The 18,193-nt window shown below is 71.7% G+C and carries 15 protein-coding genes; 4 read left to right on the forward strand and 11 right to left on the reverse strand.

Annotated features, from left to right (window positions below; genetic code table 11):
• Positions 1 to 26: 26 nt before the first annotated feature.
• Positions 27 to 1,109, reverse strand: a complete 1,083-nt coding sequence (gene manB, locus M4D82_RS13635) for a mannose-1-phosphate guanylyltransferase (RefSeq protein ID WP_249766304.1) — start codon at positions 1,107 to 1,109, stop codon at positions 27 to 29.
• A 461-nt stretch (positions 1,110 to 1,570) separates the two neighbouring features.
• Entirely contained in the window at positions 1,571 to 2,728 is a 1,158-nt protein-coding gene (locus M4D82_RS13640; RefSeq protein ID WP_249766305.1) for an acyl-CoA dehydrogenase family protein, read from the reverse strand.
• Between the two features lie 205 nt (positions 2,729 to 2,933).
• Here M4D82_RS13640 and M4D82_RS13645 point away from each other — a divergent pair, with 205 nt between their 5' ends.
• Both M4D82_RS13645 and M4D82_RS13650 read left to right on the forward strand, forming a co-directional pair.
• Complete coding sequence (locus tag M4D82_RS13645; RefSeq protein WP_249766306.1) at positions 2,934 to 4,277, forward strand: UDP-glucose dehydrogenase family protein; 1,344 nt, start codon at positions 2,934 to 2,936, stop codon at positions 4,275 to 4,277.
• A 237-nt stretch (positions 4,278 to 4,514) separates the two neighbouring features.
• Positions 4,515 to 5,723 (forward strand): glycosyltransferase 87 family protein, encoded by a 1,209-nt coding sequence (locus tag M4D82_RS13650; RefSeq protein WP_249766307.1) that lies wholly within the window; start codon positions 4,515 to 4,517, stop codon positions 5,721 to 5,723.
• Here M4D82_RS13650 and M4D82_RS13655 read toward each other — a convergent pair.
• The 4 genes from M4D82_RS13655 to M4D82_RS13670 form a co-directional block, all read right to left on the reverse strand.
• The gene (locus M4D82_RS13655; RefSeq protein ID WP_249766308.1) at positions 5,720 to 6,793 is read right to left on the reverse strand and encodes a membrane dipeptidase; all 1,074 of its coding nucleotides are present in this window, start codon (positions 6,791 to 6,793) and stop codon (positions 5,720 to 5,722) included. The two genes, M4D82_RS13650 and M4D82_RS13655, sit on opposite strands and share 4 nt — an antisense overlap.
• A gap of 215 nt (positions 6,794 to 7,008) precedes the next feature.
• Positions 7,009 to 8,214, reverse strand: coding sequence for a dipeptidase (locus M4D82_RS13660; RefSeq protein WP_249766309.1), 1,206 nt, complete (start codon positions 8,212 to 8,214; stop codon positions 7,009 to 7,011).
• Positions 8,211 to 8,753 carry a 5-(carboxyamino)imidazole ribonucleotide mutase gene (purE, locus tag M4D82_RS13665; protein ID WP_249766310.1) on the reverse strand — a complete coding sequence of 181 codons (543 nt, stop codon included), beginning with the start codon at positions 8,751 to 8,753 and terminating at the stop codon, positions 8,211 to 8,213. The genes M4D82_RS13660 and purE overlap by 4 nt, the downstream gene beginning before the upstream one ends.
• Positions 8,750 to 9,889 (reverse strand): 5-(carboxyamino)imidazole ribonucleotide synthase, encoded by a 1,140-nt coding sequence (locus M4D82_RS13670; RefSeq protein ID WP_283844473.1) that lies wholly within the window; start codon positions 9,887 to 9,889, stop codon positions 8,750 to 8,752. Before M4D82_RS13670 ends, purE begins: the two co-directional genes overlap by 4 nt.
• Positions 9,890 to 10,091: 202 nt before the next feature.
• On the opposite strand from M4D82_RS13670, the gene M4D82_RS13675 reads away from it, so the two are divergent.
• On the forward strand, positions 10,092 to 10,637 hold the full coding sequence (locus M4D82_RS13675) for a GtrA family protein (RefSeq protein ID WP_249766311.1): 546 nt from the start codon (positions 10,092 to 10,094) through the stop codon (positions 10,635 to 10,637).
• 49 nt (positions 10,638 to 10,686) lie between these two features.
• On the opposite strand, the gene M4D82_RS13680 is transcribed toward M4D82_RS13675, so the two are convergent.
• Positions 10,687 to 11,952: a sensor histidine kinase gene (locus tag M4D82_RS13680; protein WP_249766312.1), complete on the reverse strand. Its 1,266-nt coding sequence runs from the start codon at positions 11,950 to 11,952 to the stop codon at positions 10,687 to 10,689.
• 15 nt (positions 11,953 to 11,967) lie between these two features.
• Complete coding sequence (locus M4D82_RS13685) at positions 11,968 to 12,648, reverse strand: response regulator transcription factor (protein ID WP_249766313.1); 681 nt, start codon at positions 12,646 to 12,648, stop codon at positions 11,968 to 11,970.
• A 471-nt stretch (positions 12,649 to 13,119) separates the two neighbouring features.
• Between M4D82_RS13685 and M4D82_RS13690 the strand changes: the two genes are divergently transcribed.
• Positions 13,120 to 14,634: a peptide MFS transporter gene (locus M4D82_RS13690; protein WP_249766314.1), complete on the forward strand. Its 1,515-nt coding sequence runs from the start codon at positions 13,120 to 13,122 to the stop codon at positions 14,632 to 14,634.
• A 116-nt stretch (positions 14,635 to 14,750) separates the two neighbouring features.
• Here M4D82_RS13690 and M4D82_RS13695 read toward each other — a convergent pair whose 3' ends face one another.
• From M4D82_RS13695 to M4D82_RS34060, 3 genes are read right to left on the reverse strand one after another with little or no spacing between them, the layout of a single operon-like run.
• The gene (locus M4D82_RS13695; RefSeq protein WP_249766315.1) at positions 14,751 to 16,070 is read right to left on the reverse strand and encodes a hypothetical protein; all 1,320 of its coding nucleotides are present in this window, start codon (positions 16,068 to 16,070) and stop codon (positions 14,751 to 14,753) included.
• On the reverse strand, positions 16,067 to 17,185 hold the full coding sequence (locus tag M4D82_RS13700; protein ID WP_249766316.1) for a hypothetical protein: 1,119 nt from the start codon (positions 17,183 to 17,185) through the stop codon (positions 16,067 to 16,069). The genes M4D82_RS13695 and M4D82_RS13700 overlap by 4 nt, the downstream gene beginning before the upstream one ends.
• Positions 17,182 to 18,180, reverse strand: a complete 999-nt coding sequence (locus tag M4D82_RS34060) for a COG1470 family protein (protein ID WP_283844474.1) — start codon at positions 18,178 to 18,180, stop codon at positions 17,182 to 17,184. The genes M4D82_RS13700 and M4D82_RS34060 overlap by 4 nt, the downstream gene beginning before the upstream one ends.
• Positions 18,181 to 18,193 lie beyond the last annotated feature (13 nt).

Here is an 18,193-nt window from a genome sequence, read left to right on the forward strand (position 1 = left end):
GGTTAAGCCTCACTGGATGAAGTTGGTCAGCGGTCGGAGGAGAAGCGGACGGCGGCGTCGGGCAGTTCAGCCTCGCACCACACCCGCACCCCTGCGCGCAGTTCGTTGTCGGCCCCTACGACGGCACCGTCACCGATGACCGCGCCGTTCACCACCGTGCGCGAGCCCACCGAGGCGCCGGCACCGATGAGGCTGGCGCTCACCACCGTGTCCGGGCCGAGGGTCGCACCGTCCAGCACGATCGAGCCCTGGACGACCGCGCCCGATTCGATCCGGGCGCCGGCACCCACCACGGTACCGCCCGAGAGCTTGGCGCCGTCGGCCACCTGGGCACCCGGGAGGACGAGCGCCTCGCCGCGCGGGCCGGGGACGGCCGGGGAGGTCACGACACCGCGTACGAGGTCGGCCGAGGCCTGGACGAAGGACTCGGGCTTGCCGAGGTCCAGCCAGTAGGTGTCCTCGATGTGGCCGTGCAGCGTGGCGCCGGAGGCGAGGAGGCCGGGGAAGGTCTCGCGCTCGACGGATACCGGTCGGCCGGCCGGGATGGAGTCGATGACGCTGCGTCGGAAGACGTAGCAGCCGGCGTTGATCTGGTCGGTGATGATCTCTTCGGGGGTCTGCGGCTTCTCGGTGAAGGCCAGCACCCGCCCCTCGGGGTCGGTGGGGACCAGACCGAACGCGCGCGGGTCCTCGACGCGCACCAGGTGCAGGGAGACGTCGGCGTCGGCGGCCTGGTGGGACTCGACCAGACCGGCGATGTCGAGGCCGGTGAGGATGTCGCCGTTGAAGACGAGGACGGGGGAGTCCGGACCGCCCGTGAGGCGCTGGGCGGCGTTGCGGATGGCACCGCCGGTGCCCAGGGGCTCGTCCTCGACGACGTATTCGAGGGTGATGCCGAAGTCGGATCCGTCGCCGAAGTAGGGCTCGAAGACCTCGGCGAGGTAGCAGGTGGCCATCACGATGTGCGTGACACCGGCGGCTGCGGCCCTGGCTATCTGGTGGGCGAGGAACGGGACACCGGCCGCCGGAACCATCGGCTTGGGGGTGTTCACCGTCACGGGGCGCAGTCGCGTCCCCTGCCCGCCGACCAGCAGGATCGCTTCCGTCATTTTGTTCTCTCCCCAACCGGTTCAGGCGTACGAAGCATCAAAGTTAGCCCATCCGGGGAAGTACGAAGGCCCGAGGCGCCCCGGCCGGGCCGGCTCCGGCAACGTTCCGGTTACGGCGGCTTCCCCACCCCGGCGGCCCACCGGGTCCCGTACGCCCTCCGCCGTCGGCCGCGGACGCCCGGCGGCCGGCGTGCAGCGCCGAAGACGCACTGCTCAGCGCCGAAGCTTCCGCCCCCGTCCGGGCCACACGACGCGGCCCGGTCCGCCCGGCGGACGGCGCCCGGCCCCGTCCCGCCGCCCGCCCCCGGGGCGCACGCCGGCCCGACGCCCGCCCGCTGGATCGGAATCGTTACAAAGCGCGGCGCGCGGGGCGCGGCACGGTGCGCGGCGGGGGCAGCGCGACGGCCCCCGGCGCACGTCACGCCGGGGGCCGTGGATCCGCGAGGACCCCTTATTACTTACTACGGAAGGTTCCTGGCCATGACGATGCGCTGGACCTGGTTCGTTCCTTCGTAAATCTGCGTGATCTTCGCGTCGCGCATCATGCGCTCCACCGGGTAGTCGCGCGTGTAGCCGTAGCCGCCGAGGAGTTGGACGGCGTCCGTGGTGACCTCCATGGCGACGTCGGAGGCGAAGCACTTGGCCGCGGCGCCGAGGTAGGTGAGGTCGGCGTCGCCGCGCTCGGAGGCGGCGGCGGCCTGGTAGGTCAGCGCGCGGGCGGCGGAGATCTTCATCGCCATGTCCGCGAGCATGAACTGGACGCCCTGGAAGTCGCCGATCGGCTTGCCGAACTGCTTGCGCTCCCGCACGTAGCCCTTGGCGTAGTCCAGGGCGCCCTGGGCGATGCCGAGGGCCTGGGCCGCGATGGTGATGCGGGTGTGGTCCAGGGTCTTCATGGCGGTGGCGAAGCCGGTGCCCTCGGCCCCGATCATGCGGTCCGCCGGAATGCGGACGTTGTCGAGGTAGACCTCGCGCGTCGGGGAGCCCTTGATGCCGAGCTTCTTCTCCGGGGCGCCGAACGAGACGCCCTCGTCGGACTTCTCGACCACGAACGCCGAGATGCCCTTGCTGCGCTTCTCCGGGTCCGTCACGGCCATGACCGTGTAGTACTCGGAGACGCCCGCGTTGGTGATCCAGCGCTTGACGCCGTTGAGCACCCAGAAGTCGCCGTCACGGACGGCGCGGGTCTTCATGCCGGCGGCGTCGGAGCCCGCGTCGGGCTCGGACAGGGCGTACGAGAACATCGCGTCGCCCTTGGCCAGCGGGCCGAGGTACTTGGCCTTGAGCTCCTCGGACCCGGAGAGGATCACCGGGAGGGAGCCGAGCTTGTTCACGGCCGGGATGAGGGAGGAGGACGCGCACACGCGGGCCACCTCCTCGATGACGATCACGGTGGCGAGGGCGTCGGCCCCGGCGCCGCCGTAGGTCTCCGGTACGTGGACGGCGTGCAGGTCGCTGGCGACCAGGGCGTCGAGGGCCTCCTGCGGGAAGCGGGACTCCTCGTCCACCGCGGCGGCGAACGGCAGGATCTTCGCCTCGGCGAGCGAGCGGACGGACTCGCGGAGCATGTCGTGCTCCTCGGCCGGGCGGTACAGGTCGAAGTCGGCAGAACCCGCCAAGACTCTCACTCCCCATGTGTGATGCGTGATGCTAACTACCGTTAAGTAACCGAAATCTTAGTGTCCGGCTCCCCGCCCGCGATATGTACGGCGCACGTGAGCTGCGTGACAGCGGGGAGCGTCCGCGTGACAGCGGGGAGCGTCCCCCACAGGGGTCGGGACTATGCTCGGGTGCCGCAAACGGCCCCGCACCTCTGGAGCACCCATGGCCCCCCTCAAGATCACGGTGATCGGCACCGGCTACCTCGGCGCGACCCACGCCGCCGCGATGGCCGAGCTCGGCTTCGAGGTACTCGGCCTGGACGTGGTGCCCGAGAAGATCGAGATGCTGGCGCGGGGTCGTGTCCCCATGTACGAGCCCGGTCTGGAGGAACTCCTCGCCGGGCACGTCGCCGGCCTGCCCGGCTCCACCGGCCGGCTGCGCTTCACCACCTCCTGGGAGGAGGTGGGCGCCTTCGGCGACGTGCACTTCGTCTGCGTGAACACCCCGCAGAAGCACGGCGAGTACGCCTGCGACATGTCCTACGTCGACTCCGCGATCGAATCCCTCGCCCCGCACCTGACCCGCCCCGCCCTGGTCGTCGGCAAGTCCACCGTGCCCGTCGGCTCCGCCGCGCGGCTCGCGGCGAAGCTGGCGGAGCTGGCCCCGGCGGGCTCCGACGTGGAGCTGGCGTGGAACCCGGAGTTCCTGCGCGAGGGCTTCGCCGTCCAGGACACCCTGCACCCCGACAGGATCGTCATCGGCGTCCGGGGCGAGCGCGGCGAGAAGGTGCTGCGCGAGGTCTACGAGACCCCGATGTCCGAGGGCACCCCGCTGGTGGTCACCGACTTCCCGACGGCGGAGCTGGTCAAGACCGCCGCGAACTCCTTCCTCGCCACCAAGATCTCCTTCATCAACGCCATGGCGGAAGTCTGCGAGGCGGCCGGCGGCGACGTGGTCAAGCTCGCCGAGGCCATCGGCTACGACGACCGCATCGGCGCGAAGTTCCTGCGCGCCGGCATCGGCTTCGGCGGGGGCTGCCTGCCCAAGGACATCCGCGCCTTCATGGCCCGAGCCGGCGAACTCGGCGCCGACCAGGCCCTGACGTTCCTGCGCGAGGTCGACTCCATCAACATGCGCCGCCGCGGCCACATGGTCGAGCTGGCCCGCGAGGCCGTCGGCGGCTCCTTCCTCGGCAAGCGCGTCGCCGTCCTCGGCGCCACCTTCAAGCCCGACTCCGACGACGTCCGCGACTCCCCCGCCCTCAACGTCGCCGGGCAGATCCACCTCCAGGGCGGCCAGGTGACCGTCTACGACCCCAAGGGCATGGACAACGCCCGCCGCGTCTTCCCGACCCTCGGCTACGCCGACTCCGCGCTGGAGGCCGCGCGCGCGGCCGAGGTCGTCCTGCACCTCACCGAGTGGCGCGAGTTCCGCGAGCTCGACCCGGCCGCGCTCGGCGAGGCCGTCACCGACCGCCTCATCCTCGACGGCCGCAACGCGCTGGACCCCGTCCGCTGGCGGGCGGCCGGCTGGACCTACCGCGCGATGGGGCGCCCGCACGCGTAGGACGACGCGCGCACGGGGCCCCGCACCCCTGTTTCCGTAAGGAAGCTCGGGGTTCGGCGGCCCCACCAGGGCGTATACGGATACCCGTTTTTGATGGGACTCAGTCAAAGAAGTGGAATAAATGACTGGGTAGACTTCGGGCCGATGACCACGACCAGCAGCCCTCCGACCAACCCCACCGCATCTGCGACGGCGGCGCCCGCCACGCGTGACCGGCGGGGATCCTTCGAAGCAGCCATGCGAGGACGCGGAGCCCTGCTGGGCATCGCGGGCTTCTGGCTGGCCTCCCGGGCAGCGATGCTCTGGATGCTCGTCAACGACTTCCACAGCTCGAACGTCGTACGCGTGGAGGTCACCGCGACCTACCACAACTGGTACAACGTCCTCGTCACGGGGACGCTGCCGCAGAACGACATCATGTGGCAGTACCCGCCGGCGGCCGCGGCGATCTTCCTCTCGCCCGACCTGCTGCCGTTCCTCACCTACTTCCAGGCCTTCGTCGCGCTGACCGTCCTGTGCGACGGCGTGCTCCTGCTCGGCCTGATACGGGTCGCCCGCCGCAACGACGGCAGCATGGCCGGCGCGCTGCTGTGGCTCGTCACGCTGCCGATGATGATGGCGACCCCGTTCGCCCGCTACGACATCCAGGTCACCCTGCTCGCCGTCGGCTCGCTGCTCTTCCTGCGCTACCGCCCGAAGCTCGGCGGCGCCATCGCCGGCATCGGCGCCATGGTCAAGGTGTGGCCGCTGCTCACGCTGCTCGGCACCCCGCGCGGCAAGTCCACGCGCGACGCCCTCGTCTCGGCGGCGCTGTCCGGCGCCGCGCTGCTGGGCGTCTTCGCCCTGCTCTTCCGCGACACGTTCGGCTTCCTCGGCAACCAGGGCGACCGCGGCGTGCAGGTCGAGTCCCTCGGCGGTTCCGCGCTGATGGCGGCCCGGCTCGTGGACCTGTGGCCCGGCAAGATCAACTTCCAGTACGGCGCGTTCGAGTACGTCGGCCCGTACGTGTCGAGCATCGCGCGGGCCTCCCTCGGCCTGACCGTCGTCGGCTTCCTGCTGCTCCTGCTGTGGCGCGTCAAGGCCAACCGGTGGTCGAACGCGACGCCGTTCGACGCCGCGCTCTGCGCCATCCTGGTCTTCACCGTGACCAGCCGGGTCATCAGCCCGCAGTACATGATCTGGCTGCTCGGCCTCGCCGCCGTCTGCCTCACCTCGCGGCACACCACCCAGCGTCCGATCGCCTGGCTGCTGGTCGTCGCCAACGCCCTGACCACGCTGATCTTCCCGATCTGGTACGGCTCGGACATCCTGGAGAACACCACGCTCGGCACGGTCCTGCTGTGCGCGCGCAACGGCCTCCTGCTGTACGCCACGGTGTGGTCCGGCCTCCGCCTGTGGAAGGCGACCGTCCTGCCGAAGCGGGCCCTCGCCGCACGGACGTTCTAAGACGTTCTGCGGTGCTGTGCGGCGCGGGCCGTGAACTCCGCGTCGCGCAGCACCCGCTGGGCATTGCCCCACGTGAGCAGGGCGAGATCGGCTTCCGACCAGCCCCGCTCCAGAAGTTCCGCGATCAGCCTCGGGTAGCCCGAGGGATCGGTCAGACCGGCCGGCCGGGCACTGCCCCGCTCGGCGCCGAAGGTGGCGCCCAGACCGACGCCCTCGGGGCCCGCGAGCGCGCGTACGTGCTCCACGTGGTCCGCGACGGCGTGCAGGGAATCCCCGGTGCGGGCGGCGTCGAAGGTGACCATCGCCAGCCCGTTCGCCGCGTGCAGGGCGAGCAGCACCTCGTCGGTGACGTTGCCCGGGTGCGGGTTGAGCGCCGCCGCCCCCGTGTTCGAGATGACCACCGGTGCCTTGGAGGCCCCGGCCAGCTGGCAGGCCGCCGGCGGCGGGCAGCCCGTCAGGTCCAACAGGATCGCCAGCCGGTTCGCCTCCCGCACCACCTCGTGGCCGAAGGCCGTCAGCCCCTCCTGCGCCCAGGGCGCTCCCGCCGGCGCGAGGAGGCGTACGCCCAGCGCGTGGAAGGCGCGCAGCGCGCCGAGCGAGCCGGTGAGCGTACGGCCGGACACGGGGCCGAGGAACGAGGCGATCCGGCCGCGGTTGCGGGCGTCGGCCATGTCGTCGGGTGTCAGCGCGAGGCACAGGCTGTCGGGGTAGCGGTGCATCAGGGCGAGCGCCGCGTCGATCTGTTCGAGGGTCTCCGACACGATGTGGTCGGTGGCGGCCGGCTCCTGGGGGGTCAGGAGCGTCCAGAACTGGGCGCCCACCCCGCCGGAACGCAGCCGGGGGATGTCGGTGTCGACACCGCCGTCCGGGGTGTCGATGTCGTGGTACGGGCTCTGGCGCAGTGTCCAGACGAGGGTGTTGCAGCCGTCCGCGACGGGATGCTCGGCGAGCAGCTCGGCGGCGCGGTCCAGGGCGCTGCCGGGGGCTCCGCCGGGGGTGGGCGGCGCGGGGGCGTCTTCGACGCCGGCGGCGGGGGCGGGGTCGTGCGGTTCATCCTGCAGGTCGGCCATGGCGTTCGCTCCGGTCTCGGCGGCGCAGGGAGAGTTCTGCCACGGTGACACGGAGGGTGTGGGGGGTGCCCGACGGGTGTGGCAATCGGGTGGCCCATGCCCATGCCCTGGCCGGGCGGGGGCGGGGCGGGGCAGGGCGGGGCTGCGGTGCCCCGCCCTGCCCCGCCCCCGGACCCCTGCGCCTCAAACGCCGGCGGGGCTGGGATGAAATGGGACTAAAGGCACGCGTTCGACGGGGGGTGGGTCGCCGAGAGGGACGCCGCCGCCGATTCCGCGTCACGCAGGGCGCGGACCGGGTTGGACCAGGTGAGTTTGGCCAGGTCCGGGCGGGACCAGCCGCGGGCCAGGAGTTCCGCGACCAGGTTCGGGTAGCCCGCCACGTCGTCCAGGCCCGACGGGGTGAAGGCCGTGCCGTCGTAGTCGCCGCCGATGCCGATGTGGTCGACGCCGGCGACCTCCCGCATGTGGTCCAGGTGGTCGGCGACCGTGGCGGCCGTGGCCACCGGGCGCGGACGCTCCGCCTCGAAGGCCCGGTGCAGGGCCATCGCCTCGGGGGTGGTGTCGAGGTGGTGGAAGCCGTGCGCGCGCAGGTTCTCGTCGGCGGCCAGCGTCCACTCCACCGCCGCGGGGAGGATGAACTTCGGCACGAAGGTGGCCATCGCCACGCCGCCGTTGGCCGGCAGCAGCTCCAGGACGTCGTCCGGGATGTTGCGCGGGTGGTCGCAGATCGCCCGCGCCGACGAGTGCGAGAAGATCACCGGCGCGGTCGAGACGGCGAGCGCGTCGCGCATCGTCGTCGCGGCGACGTGCGAGAGGTCGACCAGCATGCCGATCCGGTTCATCTCGCGGACGACCTCGCGGCCGAAGTCGCTCAGGCCGCCGTGCCGGGGCTCGTCGGTCGCCGAGTCCGCCCAGTCGATCGTGTCGTTGTGCGTCAGGGTCATGTACCGCACGCCGAGCCGGTGCAGGGCTCGCAGCGTGGCGAGCGAGTTGTTGATGGAGTGGCCGCCCTCGGCGCCCATCAGCGAGGCGATCCGGCCGCCGGCGCGGGCCGCCTCCATGTCGTCCGCCGTCAGCGCCCGTACGAGGTCACGCGGGTGACGGGCGATCAGCTGGTCGACGACGTCGATCTGCTCCAGGGTGGCGCTGACCGCCTCGTCGCCCGCGTAGTCGGAGCGCACGTAGACCGACCAGAACTGCGCGCCGACGCCGCCGGCGCGCAGCCGGGGGATGTCGGTGTGCAGGCGGTCGCTCTGGTCGGCGGCGAGGTCACACCGGTCGAGGTCGTAGCGGACCTTCCGCCCCTCCGGCGAGGGGGAGACTCCTTGGCGCAGCGCCCACGGCAGGTCGTTGTGGCCGTCGACGATCGGGTGTTCGGCCAGCAGCTCACGCGCCTCGGCCAGGCGCTGCGCCGCGCTCACTTGCCGAATCCGAAGGAGTCCGCGCCCGCGACCTTGGTCCGCAGCCGCTTGCCCTTCTCCGTGGCCTGGTCGTTCAGCTCCTGCTGGAAGTCCCGCATCCGGGCCAGCAGCTCCGGGTCGTGCGCGGCCAACATGCGTACGGCCAGCAGGCCGGCGTTGCGCGCGCCGGCGACGGAGACGGTGGCGACGGGAACCCCGGCGGGCATCTGCACGATCGACAGCAGGGAGTCCATGCCGTCGAGGTACTTCAGCGGCACCGGGACCCCGATGACGGGCAGCGGGGTGACGGACGCCAGCATCCCGGGCAGGTGGGCGGCGCCGCCCGCCCCGGCGATGATCGCCTTCAGGCCGCGGTCCGCCGCCTGCTCCCCGTACGCGACCATCTCGCGCGGCATCCGGTGGGCGGAGACCACGTCGACCTCGTAGGGGATCTCGAACTCGTCGAGCGCCTGGGCGGCGGCCTCCATGACCGGCCAGTCGGAGTCCGAACCCATGACGATGCCGACGACGGGGGCCGTGCCCGCGGGGGAGGTGCTCATTCGGTGATCGTTCCTCTGAGGTAGCCGGCTGCGTGACGTGCGCGCTCCAGCACATCGTCCAGGTCGTCGCCGTAGGTGTTGACGTGGCCGACCTTGCGGCCGTGTTTCACGTCCTTGCCGTACATGTGGATCTTCAGCTGCGGGTCGTGGGCCATGCAGTGCAGGTACGCCGCGTACATGTCGGGGTAGTCACCGCCGAGCACGTTCGCCATGACCGTCCAGCGGGCCCGGGGGCGCGGATCGCCCAGCGGGAGGTCCAGGACCGCGCGGACGTGGTTGGTGAACTGGGAGGTGATGGCACCGTCCTGGGTCCAGTGGCCGCTGTTGTGCGGACGCATGGCCAGTTCGTTGACGAGGATGCGCCCGTCGGCGGTCTCGAACAGCTCCACGGCCAGGTGGCCGGTCACGTCGAGTTCCTTCGCGATGCGCAGCGCCAGGGCCTGGGCCTCGCCGGCGAGGGCCTCGGAGAGGTTCGGGGCGGGGGCGATCACCGTGTCGCAGACGCCGTCCACCTGGATGGACTCCACGACGGGGTAGGCCACCGCCTGGCCGTGCGGGGAGCGGACGATGTTCGCCGCGAGCTCGCGGACGAAGTCCACCTTCTCCTCCGCGAGGACCGGCACGCCCGCCCTGAACGGGGCCTCCGCGTCCTCGGGGGTGCGCACGAACCACACGCCCTTGCCGTCGTAGCCGCCGCGCACCGTCTTGAGGATGACGGGGAAGCCGCCCACCTCGGCCGCGAACGCCTCCACGTCCGCCGGATCGGCGACGATCCGGTGGCGCGGGCTGGGGGCGCCGATCTCGTCGAGCTTGGCGCGCATCACCCCCTTGTCCTGGGCGTGCACCAACGCGTCGGGCCCCGGGCGGACGGGGATGCCGTCCGCTTCCAGGGCCCGAAGGTGTTCGGTGGGCACGTGCTCGTGGTCGAAGGTGATCACGTCACAGCCGCGCGCGAACGCGCGCAGCGTCTCCAGGTCGCGGTAGTCGCCGATGACGACATCGCTCACGACCTGGGCCGCCGAATCCTGTGGTGTGTCACTGAGGATCTTGAATTTGATACCGAGGGGGATACCCGCCTCGTGGGTCATGCGGGCGAGCTGTCCGCCGCCGACCATGCCGACTACCGGGAACGTCACGGCTCCAGGGTATCCGTCGGTATTCCGCCATCCGGACGTGGCCTGGCGCGTACCCCGTGTGCCGTGCGTCGCACGGGCCCCGAAGGCACGTACGGCGCCCGGGGGCGACACTTAACATGGACGGGTTGACGCAATCGAGTGACGCCCGCGCACCGGCCGTGACGCCGTGGGTGACGACGACGGACAGGGACTGAACCATCACATGAGCACGCCGAAAGCTGTACCGCTGTCCGAACGTTTGCGCGGCCTCGCCCGTGAAGCCATCAAGTTCGGCGCAGTCGGCGGACTGGGCGTCCTGGTCAATTTCGGTGTGTTCAACCTGCTCCGGAGCACGACCGACCTGCAGACCGTGCGCGCGAACGTCATAGCCATCGTCGTGGCCATCATCACGAACTACATCGGCTTCCGTTACTTCACCTACCGCGACCGCGACCTCGGCAGCCGGCGCCGCGAGATGGTCCTGTTCATCCTCTTCAGCGGCATCGGCATGGTCATCGAGAGCGGTGTGCTCTACGTGGCCACGTACGGCTTCGGCTGGGACAGCTCGCTGCAGAACAACATCTTCAAGTTCCTCGGCATGGGCGTGGCGACCGTCTTCCGCTTCTGGTCCTACCGCACCTGGGTCTTCAAGGCCCTGCCGACGCCGGCCGCTCCCTCGCTGGTGGTCGACCAGCGCGACGGCGCGCAGGACGTGCCCGCGACGGACGTGCCGGCGACGCCGCGTACGCCCGAGCCCGCGGCCCAGTAGTCCCGTCGCCCGGTGGTCGCGTCGCCGGGTGCTCGCGTCGCGCCGGCGGTCAGCGGACGGTCTGTTCCCGGTCCGCCGGCTGCGGCGCGGTGCGGCTGAGGAACAGCGCGAACACCGGCGGCTTGGCCTGGAGCAGCTCCAGCCGGCCGCCGTCGGCCTCCGCGAGGTCGCGGGCCACGGCCAGGCCGATGCCGGTGGAGTTGCGGCCGCTGATGGCCCGCTCGAAGATCCGGTTGCCGAGGTCCGGCGGGACGCCGGGGCCCTCGTCCGTGACCTCCAGTACGGCCTGGTTGCCGATCACGCGGGTGCGCAGCGCGACCGTGCCGCCGCCGTGCATCAGCGCGTTCTCCACGAGGGTCGCCAGGACCTGCGAGACCGCCCCGGGGGTGCCCACGGCGCGGACCCCCGTCTTCCCCGAGCGCACGATGGCCCGCCCGGCGCTGCGGTAGGCCGGCCGCCACTCCTCGATCTGCTGCTTGACGACCTCGTCCAGGTCGAAGGGGACCGCCGAGCCGGTGCGCGGGTCGCGCGAGTTCGTCAGCAGCCGTTGGACGACGTCCGTGAGCCGCTCCACCTGGGTGAGGGCGATGGTCGCCTCCTCCCGTACGGTCTCCAGGTCCTCGGTGACCGTGATCTCCTCCAGCCGCATCGACAGGGCCGTCAGCGGGGTCCGCAGCTGGTGGGAGGCGTCGGCGGCGAGCCGCCGCTCGGCCGTGAGCATGCGGCCGATCCGCTCGGCGCTGGCGTCCAGGACGTCCGCGACACGGTCCAGCTCGGGGACCCCGTACCGCTTGTGCCGGGGGCGCGGGTCGCCCGAGCCGAGCCGTTCGGCGGTCTCGGCGAGGTCGGTGAGCGGGGAGGCCAGCCGGTTGGCCTGGCGTAGGGCGAGCAGGACGGCCGCGACGACGGCCAGCAGCGCCACCGCGCCGACGACGGCGAGGGTGCGCCCGACCTCGCGGGTGACGGTGGAGCGTGACTCCTCGACCACGATCAGCTCACCCTGCTCGCCGCGCGCGGTGCCCCGGATGACGCTGCCGTCGATGCGGTCTCCGACCTCGACGGTGGGCTGCCCGGGGACGGTGACGCGGGCGTACGTGCCGAGGCCGAGCTGTTCGGCGAGCGCGCCGGCGTCGACCGGTCGGCGCTCCAGGGCGTCCGCCTCGACGGTCCCCAGCAGGCGCAGCGCCTCGGAGCCGATGCGGTCCTGGGCGCTGCTGGTGATGGTCCGGGTCTCCACGATGACGAGGGAGACCCCGAACACGGCGATCACGACGAGCACCACGGCGAGCGTGGAGTTGATCAGGCGGCGGCGCATGGCTCGGGGGGTGTCTCAGCTCTTCTCGAAGCGGAAGCCGACGCCGCGGACGGTGGCGATGTAGCGGGGGTTGGCGGCGTCGTCCCCGAGCTTCTTGCGGAGCCAGGAGATGTGCATGTCGAGGGTCTTGGTGGAGGACCACCAGGTGGTGTCCCAGACCTCGCGCATCAGCTGGTCGCGGGTGACGACGCGGCCGGCGTCGCGGACCAGGACGCGCAGCAGGTCGAACTCCTTGGCGGTGAGCTGGAGCTCCTCCTCCCCCATCCACGCGCGGTGAGACTCGACGTCGATGCGCACGCCGTGGGTGGCGGCGGGGGCCTGGGAGGTGTCGGCGGAGCCGCGCCGCAGGAGGGCCCGTACGCGGGCCAGAAGTTCGGCGAGTCGGAAGGGCTTGGTCACGTAGTCGTCGGCGCCGGCGTCCAGGCCGACGACCGTGTCGACCTCGTCGGCCCGTGCGGTGAGGACCAGGATCGGGAAGCCGTGGCCCTCGGCGCGCAGCCGCCGGGCCACCTCCAGGCCGTCCATGCCGGGCAGTCCGAGGTCCAGGACGACGAGGTCGACGCCGCCCTGCAGTCCGGCGTCCAGGGCGGTGGGGCCGTCCTCCCGGACCTCGACCTCGTAACCCTCCCGGCGCAGGGCGCGGGCCAGGGGTTCCGAGATGGATGCGTCGTCCTCGGCGAGCAGTACACGCGTCATGTGGGTGATGGTAGTCCGCGACGACCGCGAGGAGACCCTTGCCGGCAGACCCCTCTCGAACTGGGGTTATGAGGCGATGGCTGCCTTCGAATATGACGAATCGGTTCCCGGCGGACCTGTGATCCATCTCTCAAGTCCTTCCATATGCCGCAGTGTCGTGTCGTATGGTGGCGAGACGCCTGATGCACTACCCAGGGGATCCTTATGCCGAAAAGCGAGCGAGGATCCTCAAATTCTGCTCTGGTTGGTTTCGGCCGACCCAGATGACAGTGAATGACCTGTGGGCCGGGCCCTGCACGCGAAGACGCGTGCCGAGCGTGGATCCCGGTTACGGCTGACCCTTCACTCCCGGCATACCGGGTACGAGGCCCCTGGGCGTGGGGCGGGTCATCCGGGGCCGGTGCCGGCCACCCCCCACCGGGCGCTGAACAGCTCACGAAGCCGAGCGTCCCGAGCAAGCAAGGATCGACCATGGCTTCCAGCCTGACGAAGGACTCGGCGTCCCCGGCCGAAAAGACCTTCTTCGGCCACCCCCGTGGCCTGGCCACTCTGTTCATGACCGAGATGTGGGAGCGCTTCTCCTACTACGGCATGCGCGCCCTCCTCGTGTACTACCTGGTCTCGGGCGGCGCCGACGCCGCCACGGGCAGCCAGGGAGGCGGCCTGGCGATGACCGCGGCCACCACCACGGCCATCTACTCCGTGTACGTCTCGATGGTCTACCTGATGGCCATGCCGGGCGGATGGTTCGGTGACCGCGTCTGGGGCGCCCGCAAGACGGTCGCCATCGCCGGTTTCGTGATCATGGCTGGTCACCTGTCGTTGGCCCTTCCCGGCCAGGCGATGTTCTTCGTCGGTCTGATCCTGGTCGCGACCGGTTCGGGTCTGCTGAAGGCCAACATCTCCACGATGGTCGGCCACCTGTACGACGGTCCCGAGGACCCGCGTCGTGACGGCGGCTTCACCCTCTTCTACATCGGCATCAACCTCGGTGCCTTCGTCGCCCCGTTCATCGTCGGAACGGTCGGCAAGGAGCACAACTGGCACCTGGGCTTCGCCCTCGCCGCCGCCGGCATGGGCCTGGGTCTGCTGCAGTTCCTGCTCGGCACCAAGCACCTGAGCCCGAAGAGCAGCCAGGTCCCGAACCCGCTGTCGCCGGAAGAGCGCAAGGCCGTCCTCACCAAGGTCGCCTTCGCGGTCGCGGGTATCGCCGTCTTCTACGGCGCCGTCGTCGCTCTCGGCATGTACACGCTGAACTGGGCGCTGGTCCCGCTGACGCTGGCCGGTCTGATCATCCCGATCGCGGTGCTGGCGCGCATCAAGCGCGACAAGGACCTCTCGGGCACCGAGCAGTCCCGCATGACCGCGTACATCTGGTTCTTCATCGCCGCCGCCGTCTTCTGGATGATCTACGACCAGGGTGGCTCGACGCTGTCCCTGTTCGCCGACTCCAAGACCGCCGGCACGGTCTTCGGCTTCGACTTCTCGGCCACCTGGTACCAGTCGCTGAACCCGCTGTTCGTGATGGCCCTGGCCCCGGTCTTCGCCTGGCTGTGGCTGTGGCTGGCGCGCAAGAACCAGGAGCCGAACACCATCGTGAAGTTCGCGATGGGTCTGGTGCTGGTCGGCGCCTCGTTCTTCGTCTTCATCGTGCCGATGGGCATGGCGACCGGTGACACCAAGGTCTCGCCGATGTGGCTCGTCTCGATCTACATGATCCAGACGATCGGTGAGCTGTGCCTCTCCCCGGTCGGCCTCTCGGTCACCACGAAGATGGCCCCGCAGAAGTACGCCTCCCAGATGATGGGTGTCTGGTTCCTCGCCGTCACCGCCGGTGACTGCACCACCAGCCTCCTGTCCCTGGGCGGTGTGGACCTCAACGGCACGTGGGTGATCGCCTTCGAGGCGACCGCCGCGGTCCTGGCCGGTTTCGCGGTCTACTCGTACCGCAAGAAGGTCCAGTCCCTCATGGGCAGCGTCCACTGACGCACCCCGCGCGAGCGGAGAACGGCCCGGCACACCGGAAGGTGTGCCGGGCCGTTCCGTTTCCGTATCCCGTACGGTGTACCCCGTACGGTGCACGAAGTACGCCGTACGGGGTTTCAGCGGGTGCCGCGCAGGCGGCGCCAGGGGGTGAACGCGAAGACGGCGCCGCCGAGCAGGATGACCGTGCCCGCGACCAGGGCCAGGGCCCTGATGCCGCCGTCGTCCTCGGCGCCCGTCTCGGCGAGGCCGCCCGAGGTGGAGGACGAGGAGCCGCCGACGGTGCCAGCGGTGCCGGCGGTGGTGGAGCCCGAGCCGCCCGGCTGGGCGGTGGTGTCCAGTTCCAGGGAGACCCCGCTGCTGGTCGCCTTGCACGGCACGACGATCGGGGTGGATCCCGGGGCCATGGTGACGTCGATCGTCAGCTGGTCGGGGCTCAGGGTGACCTTGCCCGACTTGCCGGGCTTGTAGGTGCCCGTCATGTCGCTGAGGCTGACCGGCGCCTTGTCCGCGATGGGCTCCGCGTTGGCCGGGCCGGAGACCTTGACCGTGCCGCTGTCGGCGCCGCCGAGCTTGATGTCCATCGAGGGCTTGAGGGCCCCGGCGGGCAGGGCCATGGGGGCCGCCATCGCTCCCTTGGCGGTCTTCACGGTGAGGTCGTAGCCGCCCCCGCCGTTCTTCTTCGCGTTGACGGTGACCGGCGTCTTGATGCCGCCGGGCACGACCGCGCCGCAGTCGTACGCGACCTCGACCGCCTTGCCCGGGAAGTCGGTCTGACCGCCACTGCCGCCGGTGGTGGAGCCGGTCGTGGAGCCTCCGGTCGTCGTGCCGCCGGTGGTCGTGCCGCCCGTTGTCGTGCCGCCCGTTGTCGTGCCGCCCGTCGTGGTGCCGCCCGTCGTCGTGCCGCCGCTGGTGCCGGCCGACACGTCGATGGTGGCGCCGACGCCCACGGCGCCCGTCGGCGCGCACTTGGTGACGAAGGTGCCGAAGGAGAAGGTCACCGCGACGTCGTACTTGCCCGGCGTCAGGGTGATCTTCCCGGCCTTGGTGAGCTTCAGCTTCCCCTTCATCGTGGACATCTGCATGGGCGCCTTCTTCGGGATCGGCGGGTTCTTCTTCTCCCCGACGACCTTCAGCTCGCCGCCCCCGCCGCCCACCGTGATCCAGCCGGTGGGCTGGACGGAGTCCTGCGGGATGTCCATCAGGTCCGTGTTGTTCGAGGCCGGCTTGACGGTCTCCCAGGACACGTCGACCTCGTCACCGACCTTCGCCGTGGCCGGAGCGCTGACCTTGGCGGTGGTCTCGCCCTCCACCGGGCTGCCGCCGCCGGCCGGCGGCACGCACTTGACGTTGAACCTGGTCTCGGCCGCCTGGGCGGGAGTGGCCCCGATGGCGATACCCGCGCCGCCGAGCAGCAGCGCGACCAGGGCCGCGCTCACCCTCCGTTGGGTTTCCACAAGTGTCCTCTCGTCGTCGGACTCTTCTCGGACGGTGCGGACGTCCTCGGTTCCGGTTCCGGTGCCGCCGGCGCGGCCGGTGCTTCCGGGGTGAACCACGGCAGGACCGCCGTGGGGGTCTCGGGGGGCGCCGTCGGACCGCCCCGGCGACCGGTCGGCCGCGGGTCCGCCGGGGTCCTCGCTCCCCGGTGCCGGCCGGCCGCGGGCGCCCCGGCGCGCGGCCGCACCCGGTCCACGACGGCCATGCCGACGCGGAACAGCGCGGTCGGGATCACCACCAGCAGCAGGCCCCAGAACAGCAGCACCCCGTACGGGCGGTCCACGCCCCAGGGTTGGGTGGCCACGACGGTGTCCCCGTACTTGAGCGAGACGGTGTAGTCGCCGTGCGCCCCCGCCGGAAGCGCCACGTCGAGGGCGATCTCGGCCTTGCCGCCGGGCGCGATGGTGCCCTTCCAGCGGGCTTCCTCCCAGGTCGGGGCGAAGACCCCGTGGGCGGTGCCGAGTTGGAAGACGGGGTCCTTGACGGGGGCGGAGCCCAGGTTGCCGACGGTGACGGTGAACTTCCGGCCGGGCGGGGCCCCGAACCAGGTCAGCACCCCGTCCTCGCCCTTCAGTCGGACCCCGGTGAGCATCGCGAGCCGCGCGCTCCCCGACTCGGCGGGCAGTTCGGCCACCGGATGCCCGGCGACCTTCAGCGGGACGGCGACGGTGGACTGGTCCCCGTTGACGGAGGTCACGTTGACCACGCAGGGGCAGGGCTTCGGCGGCGCCACCACCGCCAGTCGGGCGGTGAAGTGCCCGCCGTCGGCGACCGCCACGGCGGCTCCGTCGGCGTTGGCGCAGCTGTTGGTGCCGCCGATCATGTTCTGGCCGCAGAGCAGCAGCATGACCAGGGTCTTCGCCCGCCAGCCGGCGCCGTTGACGGTGATCTCGGTGCCCTGGGCGGCCTCCTGGAGCGAGAGCGTCACCGTGGGCTTGGCCTCGTCGGCGACGGCCTCGCCCGCCGCCGGGGCGAGGAGCGCGAGGGCGCACGCCATCACGGCGACGAGGAGTCGTACGCCGGGTCGTACGGCCCGCGCGCCGGCCTTGCGGCTCACCTGGTGGCTCCTGTCAGCTCGTGGTGCGGTACGTGGACCCCCGCGCCGGTCTCCGGCTCCGGTCCGGGGCGTTCCCGGCGCGCCCGGCGGCGGCGTACGAGGAGCGTCGCGGCCGCGCCGATCCCGCCGAGGGCGAGCAGGCCGGCGCCGGTCCGGGTGGCGGCGGAGCCGGGCAGGAACCAGGCGGCGGCCGTCGCGGTGGCCGGGGCGGCGCCGGGGGCGGTGACGGTGAGGGTGAGGTCGACCCGGTCGAAGGCGGGGGCGTCCGGCCAGGGTTCGGTCAGCTCGACGCGCCGGCCGGGCAGCAGTTCGACCGGCAGGGCGCGGGCGGCGCGGGCGGGGAGGTCGCCGAGGCGGCCGTCGGCGTCCAGGGCGAGTTCGGGGGTGAGGGCGACGTTGCCCCGGTTGACGAGGGTGTACGCGATGACGGTGGCGGCGCCGGCGCCGCGTACGGCGACGTCCTCGATGGTGAGGGCGGCCAGCGTCGGGCCGCCGACCCGCAGGTGGACCCGTACGGCGACCTCGCGGCCGGCCTCGGTGGCGACCACGGCGGCGGGGTGGTCGCCGGGCGCGGAGGCGGGCGGCACGCTGACGGTGAACGGGACCACGGCGCGGGTGCGGGGCGGGATCCGCACGGTGGCGTCGGGCCCGAAACTCAGCCACGAGCCGGCTTCGCCGGCCGCCCCGTCCGCGCTCACGGCGAGGGCGCCGTCCGGGCGGTTGTGGGCGTCGGCCCCGCGCAGGGTGACGACGCGTTCCCGGTCGCTGGTGTTGGTGAGGGCGAGGCGGTCCTCCAGCACGGTGCCGGCGGTGCCCGCGAGGTAGAAGTACGGGCGGGCGGGCGCTCCGGGTCGGCCGGCGGCGGGTTCGGCGCTCCAGCCCGGGTCGTCGGCGGCGGCGGCCGGCGGTGCGCCGAGGAGGAGGACGGCGGACAGGAGCGGGGCGGCGGTCAGGAGCGGGGCGCCGATCCGGTGGAGGGCGGGGAGCAGGGGCATGTCCGGGGCCGCT

It is taken from the genome of Streptomyces sp. RerS4, from assembly GCF_023515955.1.
Lineage (GTDB): Bacteria > Actinomycetota > Actinomycetes > Streptomycetales > Streptomycetaceae > Streptomyces.

Coding starts and splice junctions, on each gene's coding strand:
- M4D82_RS13650 (WP_249766307.1), top strand. CDS start 4,515: ATGCGAGGACGCGGAGCCCTGCTGGGCATCGCGGGCTTCTGGCTGGCC.
- M4D82_RS13645 (WP_249766306.1), top strand. CDS start 2,934: ATGGCCCCCCTCAAGATCACGGTGATCGGCACCGGCTACCTCGGCGCG.
- M4D82_RS13655 (WP_249766308.1), bottom strand. CDS start 6,793: ATGGCCGACCTGCAGGATGAACCGCACGACCCCGCCCCCGCCGCCGGC.
- M4D82_RS13675 (WP_249766311.1), top strand. CDS start 10,092: ATGAGCACGCCGAAAGCTGTACCGCTGTCCGAACGTTTGCGCGGCCTC.
- M4D82_RS13680 (WP_249766312.1), bottom strand. CDS start 11,952: ATGCGCCGCCGCCTGATCAACTCCACGCTCGCCGTGGTGCTCGTCGTG.
- purE (WP_249766310.1), bottom strand. CDS start 8,753: ATGAGCACCTCCCCCGCGGGCACGGCCCCCGTCGTCGGCATCGTCATG.
- M4D82_RS13690 (WP_249766314.1), top strand. CDS start 13,120: ATGGCTTCCAGCCTGACGAAGGACTCGGCGTCCCCGGCCGAAAAGACC.
- M4D82_RS34060 (WP_283844474.1), bottom strand. CDS start 18,180: ATGCCCCTGCTCCCCGCCCTCCACCGGATCGGCGCCCCGCTCCTGACC.
- manB (WP_249766304.1), bottom strand. CDS start 1,109: ATGACGGAAGCGATCCTGCTGGTCGGCGGGCAGGGGACGCGACTGCGC.
- M4D82_RS13685 (WP_249766313.1), bottom strand. CDS start 12,648: ATGACGCGTGTACTGCTCGCCGAGGACGACGCATCCATCTCGGAACCC.